The organism is Chitinophaga sp. 9-1-y (assembly GCF_059511905.2).
Window position 1 is genome coordinate 34,882 of record NZ_CM197955.1, and the last position, 16,314, is coordinate 51,195.

The window sequence follows — 16,314 nt, forward strand, 5'->3', positions numbered from 1 at the left end:
AGCTACCTGTGCGGCAGCAGGGAATATTATTTATTGCCGTTAAACATGTCTCTGAACATCTTCCAGCCGTCTTTTGTCTTTTTCCAGATAACGATGTACTTGCCCTCTCCCAGCATTTTTCCGTTGGCGTCGTAAACCTGTGTCAGACCTTCTTCTGTTACAAATTCTTTTCCATCTCCATAAATATCTACCGTAACAATTTTCCCATCCCTGGACCCTGCGGCATATACACCATTGAAAAATTTTGCCAGGCCTTCCTTTCCGCAATAAGCGGGAGCACCTGGCATTAACAAACAGGCATCGTTTGTATACAGGCTCAGAATAGAACCATCATTTTTAGCAAACAGACCAAAATGTGCTGCATTGGCTTTGGCAATCGCCTGTTTGGCTTCCTGTAATTCGGAGGATTGAGCCATGCTTTTCGTGGAGCAGACAGCGCTCATAAGTAATACCAATAAAGAAACGGATAATTTCATAAGTTGACGTTATTTTCCACAAAGATCAACCTGGCCGGAAAGCGGAAATTGTACAATAACGAACAAAACTAAAATTTTAAGAGTGGAAAATTTGCTTCCCATCTTCCGGGGAGCCGGCAAAATGAGCGCTAGTATAATTGATTGTGTAATATCCTTTTAATCATTTGTATGGTAGAACGGCTTACTTCTCCTTTATATTTCTGAAGAATGCTACGCTCACTGGTATGATTACTGAGCTCTCCGGCCACAGACAGCCATTTGCCCAAAAATTCCGAATTAGGCGTCCGGTATTTCAGCAGTCTTCTTACGGTTTCAATCACTACTTTACTAACCGTGCCTTCGTGTAATTCAAAAATCTCGTTATTGTTGAGACCCAGTTTTACATCGTCTGCAATCCTGGAATAATCCTGCAGGTATTTTTCGTTTGCTTCCATTACCTGTAGCATGGGGTTATTGCTGAAAACAATATCTGCTTGCTTTTTGGGCTGCCGCTGGAGGTTTTGCAGCGCATAGTTACGGGCTACATTATCGCAGATAATCAGGTCATCTTTACTTAATTCAAACCATTCACCTTTTACACGTTTATGTTGAAAAACAATGTGGAGGCTTTCTTCCAGGTCGGTCATGTTCAATGCTGCATACTGTCTGATTACACGAAACATAACGGGCAGGTGTGTATGATACGCAGCTAACCGCTTATGCAGGTCCTGCGTTTTGCCAATCTTATACAGGTTTTTTCCTGTGTTAAGAATGTACACACATTTACCGGTTTGAACTTGCTCCATGAGGTGGTTTTCGCTTTGCTGATATGACAATGACGGTATCAATTTACGACTATGATTATTATATACAAAATTCAAATATTGGATTAAATGAAAATATGATAATTTCCGTAAGGATACTTATTGGGTGCAATAGTACGATACACGGGTGTTTGAAGCAACCCGGATATTGCGGAAAATAAAGCGCCTGGTAAGGAAGGAATTCGTTTTTCAATCAATAAAAGAGCATAATCCCCACATGGAGATGAGGGGACAAAAATGAATAGAACGAGTGAACAGGGCAGGATTCGAACCTACGATACTATACAATCATTGCCAGTGTGCTCGTCAGGTTAGCCACCTGTGTGGGTAGAAATGCAGGAAAATCGCCACACCACTGGATAATTGGATCTGCATTAACTATATAGTGCGGTCCATTCCGCTACCTGTTCGTATGGAGAGCATTCACCATGCCTCATTGGTACACCAATGCAGATAAATGTCCTGGGAATGTTTTCGGGAGTAAGGAAGGGGTTTCGCTAACTCCATGAGGAATTATTTGTGTGATGGTTACAGTTATTTTGAGTTAAAGGATATGTTTCTTTCCGATCTTTTTATTTAACAAACCTATTTTGAAAAGGTTCGAAGCGGGGGCATCAAAAAGTAAGGATACCTGATGGAGTGGTATTGTTTTTATCAGCGATAAAATGGTGTCAGTTTATCTATTTCAGGAGCCTGGCGGAAGTCTTTTTTTATTTGTGAAATAAGCTGCCTGGCCAGCGTTAATGGGTGTGTGGGAAAAGAAGCGTCATAGATAGAATGCTCTGAGATATTCATCAGTGCCCCTTCCCGGAAATTGGGATCATATGGATCGGCAGACCAATGAGGTAATGCTTCCCTTCCCTTGGTTTTTAGCAACTGATCTGCAATAAATGTTTCTCTCATCCCGGTAGGGCCTGTTTCTACAGCTTGTATTTTAATCACGTAACTGCAATTTTCAAAAGGTAGTGTTAGAGAGGCCAGATACATAGTGCCCATTTTTTCCTGTGGTAATTTGAACAAGGTATGGACAGCAGTATGATGATGCAGTTGACATAGCTCCACTTCAATAATACCACCATTTACACGGGATACATTATGTCGGTAGAAGTTTCTTAACGCCTGAATGTCTTTGCTGGTAGGGATATCTGGCGGTAAGGTGAAGAAATTAATGGATACAGCAACTGTTTGTTCAGGATTTACCCATTGAATAATATTTTGGTCGTGCCTGACAATTGGCCAGCCAAAATCCGTAATGCTAACTGAGTGTAGTGTTGCTTTTTGTTTGCGGAATAAAGAAAACATCGTATAGGTATATGGGAATATTTTTTAAAGAAACAAATTATTCCCCATAAATGGAAAATTCCGGCAGAAAAATGGATCATCCATTCCTGCCGGAACTTTTCTATATAGATTGCGTTAGAAATTGGTATTAATGATCAGCGTATTTCTGTCGGCTGCTGCAAAGTCCATAGGAATAATGCCGTATCTGCCCTGTGTATTGCTGGTAAACCAGGTATTGATCCGGGGATTAATATTATTGGAAACAGTAGTGATGCTGGGAATACCAAAGATCAGCGACTTATAACCGCTGGTGAAATTGATGTACAAAACAGATTGGTTGCCGTTTTTGGCTTCCGTAAGCAAATTAGTAATACCAGTCCATTTGGCGTTATTGTCCGGCACTACGTATTGGTCCTGTACGCGCAAACTGGAGTTTGCATTGTTAATAGAAAAAGTAGTATTATCTGCCCAGTTAGTGGCTTCAATACCTTTAGGCGTGTTGGAAGCGCCAAACCTTCTCAGCAGTACAATCTTACCTCTTACGGATCCCAGGTTAGGCACGGCATCGCTTAAATACCATTTTGAGGGCTGCAAGGCAGTGTAGCTGTCGAATGTTTGTTCAAATGTCCGCGTGTTGTTAGTGGGGTCATATTCTTCTTTTACGCACATCACAATGGTTTCCGTAGGATTAGTAGCCAGGAAGTCGTAGCAGGCGGTTAATACATCCGTAAAGTTCAGGTTCTGGTAGATAGACCCATGGTGAATCGCAAATGCATCTCCGATGTGACGGCACCGGATATCCAGGAAGCGGGTACCTGCATCCAGTTGTTCCCGGATGCTAAGGTTCTGACATTTAGCTGTACCACTCACGGGTTCATTCCGGGCGCCACTGTCGTGCGTACCGGGAATAGAAAGGGCGCTGAGACTGGTATTGTCTGCAATAGATCCCATCCAGGAGGTAAGTGATACGGTTAGCGTGCCGGCGGCAAGACTGTTTTTACCTGTTTCAATGCCTGCGGTGGCAGTTGGGTTTACCAGGTCTTTTTTGCAGCCAAAAAGGGAAAACGCGGCTAAAGCCAGGAAAAGGGTTTTCTGTTTCATAGTGGAAAGGTTTATCCTTAAAAATACACCGGAAAAGGTGTTATTTATAGCAGTGAAAATTAATTATTCATTAACGCTTTTCCGGCTCCACTATCATCGTTGTTTTCCGGTCAGGCTATCGAAAGAGCAGCCAGTTTATCCGGGTCTACTATATTGTTTACCTGGAATATTTTGCCGTCTGCTGCAGAAACCCCCAGCACCTGGCAGGCTACCAGTTGGGTATCGTTATAGTATAACAATGCCGGCTGGTGGTTGATTTCAGCAAATTGTACCTGGAAACCGGCATCATACTTCTCATAAATATAGCGCAACAGTGCCGCCACTTCTTCCAAACCAATGGCAATCTTTTTCACCACATTCATCTTAGCGCCGCCATCTGCAAAGAAGGTAACATCTTTAGAGAGTAAGCCTTCAAGTACATGGGTATCACGACTTCTGATAGCATGAATGAAGCTATTCAATATATCGGAGGGTACCTTTTGCCGGTTGCTCACCTGTTTCGAATCGTTTAGCCGTGTACGGGCCCTACTTAGTAGTTTCCGCGATCCTTCCACTGTAATGCCCAGCACATCGGCAATTTCTTCATGTGCGTAGCCAAAACTTTCTTTCAGAATAAATACCGCCCGTTCTTTGGGGTTAAGTTGCTCCAGCAATACCAGCATGGAGTAGGAAGCAATGTCGTGCAGGTTAATGTTGGCATCGGCACTTTCGGTGGCTACTGGCTCCGGTAGCCACACTTCTCCCAGCTTCAACTTTTTTTTCTTTTCTTTGATATGTAACGCCTGGTTGATAACACTTTTAATCAGGTAGTTTTTTTCATTCTCAATATGCGTTTTGGCCGCTGCCAGGTAGTTATACAATACGTCCTGTATTGCATCTTTCGCATCTTCAACCGCTCCTAAAATATTATAGGCGTATGGAAATAATATAGTCTGATAATCTTTCAACACAAATAATTTAAGTCGTATTTACTTGAACCAATTTGCCAGTAACCTGGTATAAAACGGCACAATAATATAAAATACTGTCGGAACAATAATAATTGTCAGTAGAAAGGTTCTCGCCACCAGTGGTAGCAATAACAACAGGTCTCCAAAAAAATAAAAAGTAATAGTAATTAATGGGAAGATGGCCAGCCAGATGATGAAAGCCATTTTATGCTGATGATTTTTGTTGTTGTTAGTCATGATGTTACTTTTTTAATATTAAAACTGTCTTACGTTATAATTGCCGGTATTCTCACCAGGTTATCAGGGAATGAAGTCGTTGTTCCATTATAGTCGTTGTTATGTTGTAAATATTTGAGTGATGTTAATAAGAGAAGAACGGGAAGCAAAACGTGACAGGAGGCAGGAGTTTTTTTTAAAGAGTGGAGAAATATTGGGGAAAGGGCCTAATATTGCGCCATTATTATAACCGATATATAAATGAAAATCAACTTATTAACTTTATTTGTAGCAACAGTATTGCTTAGCGCATGTGAAAAAAAAGAGCATATAACAGAAATTATCACGGATCCTCCGGCAGATGCCCCGATGTTAATTACGAGTATAACCTGGGCAGATGCTGACAGCAGAAGTGAGCATATGGAGTATAATAGTGATAAAACGCTTAAGCGGCTTATACAAACCAATAAAAAGGGGGATATTTTATATGATGCCAGGTATTCGTATGAAAATGGCAGAGTGGTAAAAGCTGTGGATGTCTTACTTCCTGAAGTTCCTCCGGCAGACGTGATATACGGTCAGAATGGGTTGCCACTTAAAATATACAGACCCAATAATAAGGTACGCCATTATGATTCACTGGTATACAATGCCAAAGGACAGCCAGTCATCTCCTATGCTATTGATACCTCTAATGCTATGTGGATCAATGAGAGGAGTGAATTTACCTGGGAAGGTAATAATATAGCAAGAGTAGACCGCAAGTTGCCGTCACCTGACAGAACATTTACTACATTGTATTCCTACGATGACAAAAAGAGTTATTTCAGTGGTTGCAGAACATGGGTGGCGTTGAATCCCAGAATAGCATCTGCTGCCAATGTAGTGGAAATGAGAATGCTCAGCGTAAATAAGGAGTTACTTTCCCTGACAAAATACAGGTATGAGTATAACAGCAAAGGCTATCCTATAAAAGTATGGAAAACGGAGGAGTCATTTGGCCAGCTCCTTGTAAGTGATAGCGCCCGCATTGAATACCTGCAGCCATAATTCATTAACCCCCCTTCACAAAAAGAAATACGGATTTGTGGATATCTTCCGAATCTACCCGCAAATCCGTATTTTTTTTGTAAATCATTTGTTAATCCGGTAACATTCTGAACCCTGAAACAGTATCCCGGGCTGAAAAATCTTTTTTTGACAGATAATTCAACATAATTATCTGCGCATGAAAAAACTATTGGCCCTTGTTGTTTGCACGTTAACAATATTTGTTACTCATATACAAGCTCAGGAAACAAGACCGCTGTACAAAGACTCTATTCCCAATAGTATCGGCAAATTAGCGCCGGAAAATGCCCCCTCTATCCGGATTTATAAACCAGAAAAGCCCAATGGTACTGCGATAATCATTTTTCCCGGTGGTGCTTACGCCTTTCTTGCTATTGATGAAGAAGGATACAAAATAGCCGAAGCATTTGCCGCGAAAGGCGTCACGGCCTTTGTAGTGAAATACCGCCTTCCTTCAGATGCTACTATGCGCGACAGAAGTATGGGACCACTACAGGATGCCCAACAGGCCATTAAAATGGTAAGAATGAATGCCGCGGAATGGGGAATCGACCCGCATAAAATCGGTATTGCTGGTTATTCGGCAGGAGGCCACCTGGCATCCACACTCGGTACACATAGCGCCAGGAGTTATATTCCCAATAAAGAGAAAACTGATTTACGACCAGATTTCATGATCCTCGTATACGCCGTTATCAGTATGCATAAAGAGCTTACACATGTAGGTTCTATGATGAGCCTTATTGGCGAAAATGCTACTCCCGAAAAAGTTGCCTTCTTTTCCAATGAAGAATGGGTGAATAATAATACGCCCCCCGCTTATATTACACATACCAACGACGATGGCGTGGTAAGCGTAAATAACAGTGTGGCTTTCTACCAGGCCATGCTGAAAGGTGGCATACCGGCAGAATTACATCTCTTTCCTACCGGCAACCACGGATTCACCCAACGGTTACCTGTATACGAATGGCTGGATCCTATGCTCTGGTGGATGAAAAGAGGGGGCTGGTATCCCAATACCCCCTGATATTGAGTCATGGCATAGCAGCGTGAATGGGTGGAGGCGACACTGGCGGTTTTGAATGAAGTAGTTTTAATAACGGGCGCTCCACTTTTTTATAGAACAGGATACCTACCCCCACAGCCAATGCCATGTGTACGAAGATGGAAAAATCCGCATTGATAAAGTAGCCCGTCCGGGAATATATTTGAATAAGCAGATAGAAGAAGGTGTAGTGTGTTAAATAAATAGAATAAGACGCATCTCCTACCAGGAGCCAAAAACGACTGTTCCATAATTTTGCAAACACCCCTTTCTGCTCCAGGAAGATGGAGCCTGCCAGAATAAAAGCACTGGGTAAACCCCAAAGTAGCACCCGTTTCAAACTGCCGGTACCACTGGTCACACTTCCCAATTCTGAAATGTCGCCGAAGCCATGCCAAACGTTATACACGTAGCCGCCTAACCCCAGTATCAACAAGACGGCTGCTACGCCGGCAGGCACTTTGGCATGCTTGTACAGCCAGTAAATAATAACCCCAAAAAGAAATTCCAACATAATAGGATTGGTATAGAAAATGACGCGACCATCCTCTGGATGTATAAGCTGGCCAATCACCACCAGCACCGGAATAACAAATAACAGCAATAACGATTTGTTTTTGACACGAAGTAGAATCAATCCGAAAAATAATACATAGAACCACCATTCATAACTGAGTGACCATCCTACTATTAAAATTGGAAGCAACATTTTTTGCGAACTCAGCACCGGCAACATCAACACCGTATCCCGCAATCCATTTAACACGGCCGTAAAGAGAGAATACTGGTCATATAAGCAGAAAACAATCATGAACAGTAAGCTCGCCACATAATAAATAGGATTAATTCTCAGAAAGCGCTTCTTCAAAAAATCTACCCCTTCTCTTGCTCCAAAGTAATTGTTGGCTACATAGCTGATAATAAAACCCGATATCGCGAAAAACAGGTCTACACCAATGGCTCCGAAGTTTTCCAGGAAATAGAATTTTTGCTGATGAGAGGTGGTAAATGCTTCCTGGGTATCAATAGCATGCACGTGAACAACAAGAAGCACTGCTATGGCTCGTAAGAACTGAATGCTGTTAATCTTCATAAAATGGGATACTGATTTGAGGGTAATGGATTGTAACGCCGGCATTTTAATGTATCAGGCAAATTAAGGCAGTCTGCTGTAACTACACCTCAGTCTTCCATATTGCTTGGTGCGCTCTCTACGGTTGATACTAAATTAGTTATACAACTCCAGGGCCGGCTAAATGAGTCATGGTATCGTTGCGTGAGCCGAAGAAGCTGCTACAGGTGGTTTTGAATGCAGGCGTTTTAACAATGGACGCTCTACGTTCTGATAAAATAAAATGCCCACACCCACAGCCAGTGCTATATGCACGAAGATGGATAAATCGGGATTCAGAAAGTATCCCGTTTGAAGATATAATGCTGAGAGCAGGAAGAAAAAGATAGTATGCGTTAAATAGATAGAATACGATGCATCTCCTATCAGCAGCCAAAAACGATTGTTCCATAACTTCGTAAGCACCTGCTGCTTTTCCAGGAAAATACAGCCAGCCAGTATAGCGGCACTGGGTAAACCCCAAAGTAGCACCCGTTTCAGGCTGCCGGTACCATTGGTTACACTCCGAAGCTCTGAGATGTCGCCAAAGCCATACAAAACATTATAGATGTAGCCCCCGATACCCAATACTAACAGCAGGGCGGCCACTACAACTGGTAATCTCACGTGCCGGTACATCCAATAAATGATAACGCCAAAAAGGAATTCCAGCATAATGGGATTGGTGTAGAATATGCCCCGGAAATCATGTGGGTGTATGAACTGGCCTATCGCCACCAGTATAGGAATAACAAGTAACAGCCAACCAGTTTTATTTTTTACACGAAGTAGAATTAAACAGAAAAATAAGAGATAAAACCACCATTCAAAGCTAAGCGACCACCCCACTACCAATAACGGTACCATCTCATGTTGTGAATTCAGTATTGGTAGCATAAATAAGCTATCCGTCATAAATCTCAATATATCCGCTAAAGAAAAAGAAGTTTCAAAGAAACAGAAGTTGATCAACATGATCAGGGTGGCGAGGTAGTAAATAGGGTTGATTCTCAAAAAACGCTTTTTAAGAAAGTCCGCCCCCTCTCTTACACCAAAGTAATTACCTGCTACGTAGCTGATAATGAAACCCGATATCGCGAAAAACAAGTCCACGCCAATGGCGCCAAAGTTTTCCAGGAAATGAAACTTTTGCTGATAGGAGACCGAAAAATTTTCTTGTGTATCAATAGCATGTACGTGAACAACAAGAAGCACTGCTATGGCTCGCAAGAACTGAATGCTGTTAACCTTCATAATAAATACGTTATACAATAGTACCTTGTGTTATGGTAATGCTGTGTGAACAGAAGAGGGCACTACTGGTGGTTTGGGATGAAGCCGTTTTAATAAAGGACGTTCTACTTGCTGATAAAACAAAATACCAACACCCACCGCCAGCGCCATATGTAAGAAGATGGAAAGATCCGGATTCAGAAAATAGCCTGTTTGAGAGTATAATACGGTAAGTAGGTAAAAAAGAACGGTATGGGTTAAGTAAATGGAGTAAGAGGCATCGCCTGCCAGTAGCCAGAAACGATTGTTCCATAGCGAAGCAAGTGCCCCGTTCTTTTCCAGGAAAATACAGCCGACTAGAATAAAGGCGCTGGGTAAGCCCCAGAGCAATACCCGTTTCAGGCTGCCGCTACCACCGGTTACACTTCTTAATTCCGAGATGTCGCCAAACCCATGGAAAACACTGTAGATATATCCTCCTACTCCTAATGCCAGCAGCAGACCTGCCACCGCAACAGGCAGTTTGATACGCCGGTACAACCAATAGATGATTACGCCAAAAAGGAATTCCAGCATAATAGGATTGGTGTAGAAGATGGCGCGGAAATTATGTAGGGATGTAAGCTGGCTTATCGCCACCAGCATTGGAATAATAAGTAACAGCAATAATGCTTTATTCTTTACCCTTAGTAAAATCAAACAGAAGAACAAAATATAAAACCACCATTCAAAACTAAGAGACCATCCTACCAGTAATAATGGATATATGTCATTTTGTGAATTCAATACAGGTAACATGAAGAAACTATCCCGCAGGAAGTAGAAGGTATCCCCTAAAGAAAAAGAAGCATCAAAGAAACAGAATATAACCAGGTATCCAAGCGTCACCATGTAATAAATAGGGTTAATTCTCAGAAAGCGTTTCTTCAAAAAATCCACCCCATCTTTGGCCCCCATATAATTATTTGCCACGTGGCTGATAATAAAACCTGATATCGCGAAAAACAGATCCACCCCAATGGCCCCAAAGTTTTCCAGGAAATAGAATTTTTGTTGATGGGATATGGCGAATACTTCCTGTGTATCAATAGCGTGTACATGAATAACCAGGATTACTGCGATGGCACGTAAGAACTGAATGCTGTTGATCTTCATACTGATGCGGTAATGGAGTGTAACGCCGGCACTTTAATGTATCAGCAAATTAATGCAACCTGCTGTAACGCCACCTCAGTCAGTTTATCCCTGTTAATATCGATTAGCCCACTCTTCCCGGCTGATTCTAAACCAGTTGTGCAGCACCTGGTTATGATAAAATGTGCCATCCAGGGTAAAGCCGGTTTTTAGTAATACCCGGTTAGAAGCATGATTGGCTACATCGGCACAGGCATAAAGAAGGTCGGGCTTCAATTGCGTAAATCCATATTGGAGAGATGCAATGGTACACTCAGTAGCATACCCTTTGCCCCAGTAATCTTTGAGCAAACGGTAGCCTACATCATAATAATTGACATGGTTGTTCAATGGCGTGGTAATCAGCTTTAATCCGGCCCAGCCCACAAATTCATTGCTGTCTTTTTCAATAACCGCCCATCTGCCTATACCATTATCCTTGTATTGCTGCCGGATGAATTGAATTTTTTCCCTGGCTTCCTCCAGGCTGCTAACAGATTGTCCGGGTAAATAACGCAGCACTTCCGGGTCGGAGTCAAGTGCAAACATGCCGGGGGCATCAGCCGGAATCAGTTCCCGCAGAATCAATCGGGCGGTAGAGGCAAATATTTCCATACAATCGTTCCTTTATTGATCGCTCAATTTAATGGAATCAGCGCATATCGCCATCGGAAAAAAACGATTATTTGTTGGGTTTCAGGAGGAAATTAGCGGAGAGGTCGGCTGATTTTTTTTGAAACTGGTAAGGGGAAATACCCGCAAACTCTTTGAAGGCACGGATATAGTGGGATTGATCCGCATAGTCATTTTCGAAAGCAATATCCGATAGCTTGCTGTACTTATTACTCCGCAATTGCGCCAGCGAATTTTGAAAACGGCATATCCGGGAAAATAATTTGGGAGAGATGCCCACGCCTTGTTTGAACCGGCGCTCAAAACTTCTTTCCGTTAACTGCAATTGCTCTTGCAGGTCTTTCAATGATATACTGCCGTTGGATTCAATAATTTTAGATAACGCAAATTGCATGACATCATCTGCAGCCGCTTCATTCTTGTTGATCTGCTTAAACAGAAATGTGGCAATTACATCAATTTTTCCGTTTAAGGAAGGGGTTTCCAATAATTTTTCAGCAAGACTGAAATCTTTGGTTATTGACAGCAAATCAAGGTCCATACAGGAGTTGGTCAACTCATCAGCGTTTAATCTGAAAATAGATTTCAACGCATTCGGATAACAACAAACTCCAATGGAATAAAATGCACCGGTTAAATGCATTTCAGTATACTTCGTCGTTTGACCATACAGCAGTTGATCCGGCAATTGTTTATCGTTCAGGAGAAAAGTAGTGTCTGCCGACTGCTGGAAAATTAAGCCCGGACAACCATCCGCCACCGGGCCAAATATATGCGGCGTATGCCCGATACCATCACTTTCCAATGTCCAGAAATAACGAACATGGTTTTTAAGATATGATGGTGGTGGTATTTCCTGGTACTTCATATCTTCAAGGTAAGAATTTTTACTGATTTCCTAATAATCTACTATTTTTGTAGACTAACTAACTCCCATGAAAAAAGTATTACACCATTTTATCGGCTGCCTGGTATTCGTATTTATTACCAGCTATGGATTTGCCCAAAACAAAATAGTCGTTTTTCAATCAGACTTTGGCCTGAAGGATGGTGCCGTTTCTGCCATGAAAGGTGTGGCTTCCGGCGTATCGCCCGACTTGAAACTTTACGACCTCACCCACGAAATTCCTGCTTACAACATCTGGGAGGCCGCGTATCGCCTGGAACAAACCGTTCCTTACTGGCCGGCAGGAACCGTATTTGTGTCGGTAGTAGATCCGGGAGTAGGCACCAGCCGGAAATCGGTGGTCCTGAAAACCAATAGCGGTCATTTTATCGTGACACCGGACAATGGCACCTTAACCCTGGTGGCAAAATCATTAGGGATCGCTGAAATCAGGGAAATTGATGAAGCAGTAAACCGCCGTAAAGATTCTCAAAAATCGTATACCTTCCACGGCCGCGATGTATACGCCTATACAGCCGCCCGCCTCGCAGCAGGTACCATCAGCTTTGAACAGGTAGGCAAAGTATTACCCCAACAGGTAGTCGATATTCCTTACCAGGCGGCTGTACTCGAAGGTGGTAATCTGAAAGGAAATATTTCGATCCTGGACGTACAGTACGGTAATATCTGGACCAACATCACAGCAAATTTAGTCAACCAATTATCGCTGAAATATGGAGATATATTACACGTAACTTTCTTCCATAACGGCAAGAAGATATACGAAACCAACGCCCCTTATAGTCAAACTTTTGGCGCGGTGAAAGTGGGGCAGCCTCTCAGCTACCTGAATAGTTTAATGCAGTTGTCTTTTGCCCTCAACCAGGGCAACTTTGCTGCTACTCATCATATTGGAAGTGGAAGTGAATGGAGTGTAGAAGTAACTGTTTCACACAAATAATAATACATCGCTGATGATAAAAATTTTAGTCCCTGCCTCTTTTTTTGTACTGGCAAGCCAGTTAACGCTAGCGCAGCAGCGTGTGGACACCATTCCCGCTCCCGCCGTGCGCACCCTGAATGAAGTAGTTACCGTGGGAACGCGTAGCAGTGGCCGTACCCGCCTGAATACCGTGGCGCCGGTGGATGTATTTCATCTGTCTAAACTGCAAACACTGGCCCCGCAAAACGACCTGAATCAATTATTACAATATGTATCTCCTTCCTTTAATTCCAACAGGCAGTCTTCTTCCGATGGAAGTGAGCACATTGATCCTGCCAGTATCCGTGGACTGGGTCCGGATCAGCTGTTGGTACTGATTAATGGGAAACGTCGCCATACTACTTCGCTGGTGAATAACCAGGGAACGGTGGGCAATGGCTCCGTCGGCACCGATTTGAACGCTATCCCCGCCGCCGCTATAGACCGCATAGAAATATTGCGTGATGGCGCTTCTGCTCAATATGGTTCAGACGCCATTGCCGGGGTTATCAACATCGTATTGAAACAAAATACGCATCAGTTATCCGCTGCACTGACCGGGGGCATTACTTCCCGCGGCGATGGTGGCCTGGGGCAATTGAGCCTTAACTACGGTACTGGCCTGGGCAAACAGGGCGGTTACCTCAACATCACCGGTGAAGCTTATCAGCGGGGTAAAACCACCAGAGCGCAAAATAATAACCTGATCATTTTTGATCAGTCGGCCCTGGACAACTATTTCGCGTATGAATTCACCAATGATCCCGCTGCTTCCCGCAAGTACGACGATGATATGCTGAAACAGAAAGGATTGAAGAGAGATGATTTCAATTTCCAGATCGGTGATGCGCAAATAAAGAACGGAGGTGTTTTTTATAACTTATCCCTGCCATTTAGCAACGGCAAAAGCGAGTTCTATTCCTTCGGTGGGTACAGCTATCGCCAGGGACAGGGATTCGGCTTCAGACGCCTCCCCAGTGATCCTTCCGTGAATGTGTATTCCATTTTTCCAAATGGTTTTCAGCCCACCACGGATTCCCGTATCCATGACCGCTCTGTTGCAATAGGCCTGAAACATAAGTTGGGGGCCTGGCAGGCAGATCTTAGTAATACACTCGGCGATAACCGCTTCGACTATCGCGTAGATCATACTGTGAATGCTTCCCTGAAGGAAGCATCGCCTACTGAATTTAAAGCCGGCGGACATGAGTTCCTGCAAAACACCACGAACCTGGATTTCAGTCGCCGTTTCACACAAGTGGCCGCAGGCCTGAACCTGGCCTTTGGCGCCGAATTCCGTATAGATGATTATCGCATCCGGCAGGGAGAAGAAGCTTCCTGGAAAAATTATGCGCTGATCACCAATCCGGATGGCACGGTCACTAATCCTTCCGGTTTGGCCGGTGGTTCCCAATCTTTCACCGGTTTCTCTCCCGAAAATGCGATTCATAAAAGCAGAAATAATACCGGGGTGTATATAGATGGAGAACTGGATGTTACCAATAAATGGTTGGTCAGTGCTGCGGCGCGTTTGGAGCACTACAGCGATTTTGGTACCGCGTTAAGTGGTAAACTGGCTACCCGTTATAAAATATCAGATGTGTTTAATGTGCGTGGCGCTGTAAGCAATGGTTTCCGCGCTCCATCTCTCCATCAGCAATATTTCAGTGCGTTGAGCACAGATATTTTGCCGGATAACACACTCGGCCAATCAGGTTTTTTTACCAATCCCAGCAAAGTGGCTATCGCCTTGGGTATTCCAAAGCTGAAACAGGAAACGTCTGTTAACTATAGCCTGGGCTTTACTGCGCAGGCAGCCCGCAACTTCAGCATTTCCGTAGATGGATATCTCACAGATATTAAAAACAGGATTGTACTTACCGGCAGCTTTGGCTTCGATGCCAACGGCGATCCGGTGCCGGCAATACAACATATTATTAACCCCCTGGGCGCTGCATCTGCACGGTTTTTCAGCAATGGAGTAGATACCCGTACCGCCGGAGTGGATGTAGTAGCGGATTATAATCTCCTCCGCGGGCCTCATCGGTTTAATGCGTCATTGGGTTTCAACTACAACAAAAATAAAATTACCGGTAGCCTGCACATCCCGGCTGGTTTGAAAGGGCAGGAACAAATCTTCTTTTCGCCGAACGACAGCATCCTGATTACGGAAGGTACGCCAAGGGCAAAAGCAAATTTATCGCTCACTTATGGCTACAAAAAGTTCAGTGTATTAGTGCGTAATGTGTATTTCGGAGAAGTATCCCGTAACAGCTTCCCTTTTGGGGAAGTGCAGGTGCATAAAGGCAAGGTGGTAACAGATGTATCCATTAGTTACGAGCTGAAGCCGGTAACGATTTCCATCGGCGCCAATAATATCCTGGATGTGTTCCCGGATAAGCAGGTATATGGCAACAGCTATTTTGATGTATTTAAATATGCGTCTGTTCAGATGGGTTCACTGGGCGCATTTTATTTTGCAAGAGTAGCTATTAATGTCCCTCATTAAAAGGCGTACATCGCCGTCATTCCATAGATCTCCGGTTGTCTTTTACTGACGCTTTTCATGTAGGAAAACCGGAGATCAATTCCTTCCCGCGTACGTTTCGAAAAATTGACTCTCAGGCCCACGTTTCCTACCGGGCCATAAGCATGTTGCATGGTGGAGTCTTTATAATGTTCCCCGTTGCGGGTTATCTTATCCAGGTTTACCGGACCATAGTGGTAGCCGAATCCGGCGCCTACATAAAAGCCAAACCTGTTTTTGTTGGTTTTAGTGGAAAAGGCGCCGAAATTCAGGTTAATGATCAGGGGAACATCTATCATCCAGCGACTTTTAACTTCTGGCTTACCGGTGTCGTAATAACCATTGGAATAGTATACACCGTCCACCCAATAGCCGTCTTCCTGAACACCTCCGCGACCGCCGGATCCACCAATACTCAGTGGAATACCAATGGATACCGACATTCGGTTGTTCTCCATTATATTATAGCGGGGAGAGTAGGTAAAAGCGCCACTGGTAACATTGCGTAATCCGGAAGTATGATCCACAAATACTGATAAACCAACGGCATGCATAAAGCTTTGGGAGAAGGTAGTCAAACTGCTAAGGCTGATGACAGCTAACAAAAATATCCTTTTCATAACAGGCAATTACGGGATGATCGGCTACAAAGTAAAGGTTCGGCAATGGATGTTAAAATATCAAAAACCGCTCCAATAGCGATGGACTTACCTTTTGCGGTAACAGAATAGCTGATACAAGATAATTTTATGCATCTTATTCAATGTGCATACTTCACTAAGGAAAAAAAGAAAAGGTAACGAAACGGAGAATCCGTCTCGTT

General features: G+C 43.4%; 16 protein-coding genes. 4 read left to right on the forward strand and 12 right to left on the reverse strand.

Annotated features, from left to right (window positions below):
• Positions 1–26: 26 nt before the first annotated feature.
• From AC5ZC7_RS00300 to AC5ZC7_RS00325, 6 genes are all read right to left on the reverse strand, one after another.
• Positions 27–476 carry a YybH family protein gene (locus AC5ZC7_RS00300; protein WP_496160151.1) on the reverse strand — a complete coding sequence of 150 codons (450 nt, stop codon included), beginning with the start codon at positions 474–476 and terminating at the stop codon, positions 27–29.
• A 128-nt stretch (positions 477–604) separates the two neighbouring features.
• Complete coding sequence (locus AC5ZC7_RS00305) at positions 605–1,261, reverse strand: GIY-YIG nuclease family protein (protein WP_496160150.1); 657 nt, start codon at positions 1,259–1,261, stop codon at positions 605–607.
• Positions 1,262–1,933: 672 nt separating this feature from the next.
• Positions 1,934–2,581: a hypothetical protein gene (locus AC5ZC7_RS00310; protein ID WP_496160149.1), complete on the reverse strand. Its 648-nt coding sequence runs from the start codon at positions 2,579–2,581 to the stop codon at positions 1,934–1,936.
• A gap of 114 nt (positions 2,582–2,695) precedes the next feature.
• Positions 2,696–3,661, reverse strand: a complete 966-nt coding sequence (locus tag AC5ZC7_RS00315) for a phosphatidylinositol-specific phospholipase C domain-containing protein (protein ID WP_496160148.1) — start codon at positions 3,659–3,661, stop codon at positions 2,696–2,698.
• A 110-nt stretch (positions 3,662–3,771) separates the two neighbouring features.
• Positions 3,772–4,611, reverse strand: coding sequence for a sigma factor-like helix-turn-helix DNA-binding protein (locus AC5ZC7_RS00320; protein WP_496160147.1), 840 nt, complete (start codon positions 4,609–4,611; stop codon positions 3,772–3,774).
• An 18-nt stretch (positions 4,612–4,629) separates the two neighbouring features.
• Positions 4,630–4,848, reverse strand: coding sequence for a hypothetical protein (locus AC5ZC7_RS00325; RefSeq protein ID WP_496160146.1), 219 nt, complete (start codon positions 4,846–4,848; stop codon positions 4,630–4,632).
• A 240-nt stretch (positions 4,849–5,088) separates the two neighbouring features.
• Here AC5ZC7_RS00325 and AC5ZC7_RS00330 point away from each other — a divergent pair, with 240 nt between their 5' ends.
• Complete coding sequence (locus tag AC5ZC7_RS00330; RefSeq protein ID WP_496160145.1) at positions 5,089–5,877, forward strand: hypothetical protein; 789 nt, start codon at positions 5,089–5,091, stop codon at positions 5,875–5,877.
• A gap of 178 nt (positions 5,878–6,055) precedes the next feature.
• A complete protein-coding gene (locus tag AC5ZC7_RS00335) occupies positions 6,056–6,928 on the forward strand; it encodes an alpha/beta hydrolase fold domain-containing protein (RefSeq protein WP_496160144.1) in 873 nt (290 codons plus the stop codon).
• A gap of 7 nt (positions 6,929–6,935) precedes the next feature.
• Here the strand turns inward: AC5ZC7_RS00335 and AC5ZC7_RS00340 are convergent, their stop codons facing one another.
• The 5 genes from AC5ZC7_RS00340 to AC5ZC7_RS00360 all read right to left on the reverse strand — a co-directional run bounded on the left by AC5ZC7_RS00340 (position 6,936) and on the right by AC5ZC7_RS00360 (position 11,964).
• Positions 6,936–8,039, reverse strand: a complete 1,104-nt coding sequence (locus AC5ZC7_RS00340; RefSeq protein WP_496160143.1) for an acyltransferase family protein — start codon at positions 8,037–8,039, stop codon at positions 6,936–6,938.
• Positions 8,040–8,207: 168 nt separating this feature from the next.
• Positions 8,208–9,311 carry an acyltransferase family protein gene (locus AC5ZC7_RS00345; protein WP_496160142.1) on the reverse strand — a complete coding sequence of 368 codons (1,104 nt, stop codon included), beginning with the start codon at positions 9,309–9,311 and terminating at the stop codon, positions 8,208–8,210.
• A gap of 30 nt (positions 9,312–9,341) precedes the next feature.
• Positions 9,342–10,445, reverse strand: coding sequence for an acyltransferase family protein (locus AC5ZC7_RS00350; protein ID WP_496160141.1), 1,104 nt, complete (start codon positions 10,443–10,445; stop codon positions 9,342–9,344).
• 93 nt (positions 10,446–10,538) lie between these two features.
• Positions 10,539–11,078, reverse strand: coding sequence for a GNAT family N-acetyltransferase (locus AC5ZC7_RS00355; protein ID WP_496160140.1), 540 nt, complete (start codon positions 11,076–11,078; stop codon positions 10,539–10,541).
• Positions 11,079–11,145: 67 nt separating this feature from the next.
• Positions 11,146–11,964, reverse strand: a complete 819-nt coding sequence (locus AC5ZC7_RS00360) for a DUF6597 domain-containing transcriptional factor (protein WP_496160139.1) — start codon at positions 11,962–11,964, stop codon at positions 11,146–11,148.
• 67 nt (positions 11,965–12,031) lie between these two features.
• Between AC5ZC7_RS00360 and AC5ZC7_RS00365 the strand changes: the two genes are divergently transcribed.
• Complete coding sequence (locus AC5ZC7_RS00365; protein WP_496160138.1) at positions 12,032–12,943, forward strand: SAM-dependent chlorinase/fluorinase; 912 nt, start codon at positions 12,032–12,034, stop codon at positions 12,941–12,943.
• Positions 12,944–12,956: 13 nt separating this feature from the next.
• Positions 12,957–15,473, forward strand: a complete 2,517-nt coding sequence (locus AC5ZC7_RS00370) for a TonB-dependent receptor domain-containing protein (RefSeq protein ID WP_496160137.1) — start codon at positions 12,957–12,959, stop codon at positions 15,471–15,473.
• Here the strand turns inward: AC5ZC7_RS00370 and AC5ZC7_RS00375 are convergent.
• The gene (locus AC5ZC7_RS00375; RefSeq protein WP_496160136.1) at positions 15,470–16,111 is read right to left on the reverse strand and encodes a hypothetical protein; all 642 of its coding nucleotides are present in this window, start codon (positions 16,109–16,111) and stop codon (positions 15,470–15,472) included. The two genes, AC5ZC7_RS00370 and AC5ZC7_RS00375, sit on opposite strands and share 4 nt — an antisense overlap.
• Positions 16,112–16,314: the final 203 nt, after the last annotated feature.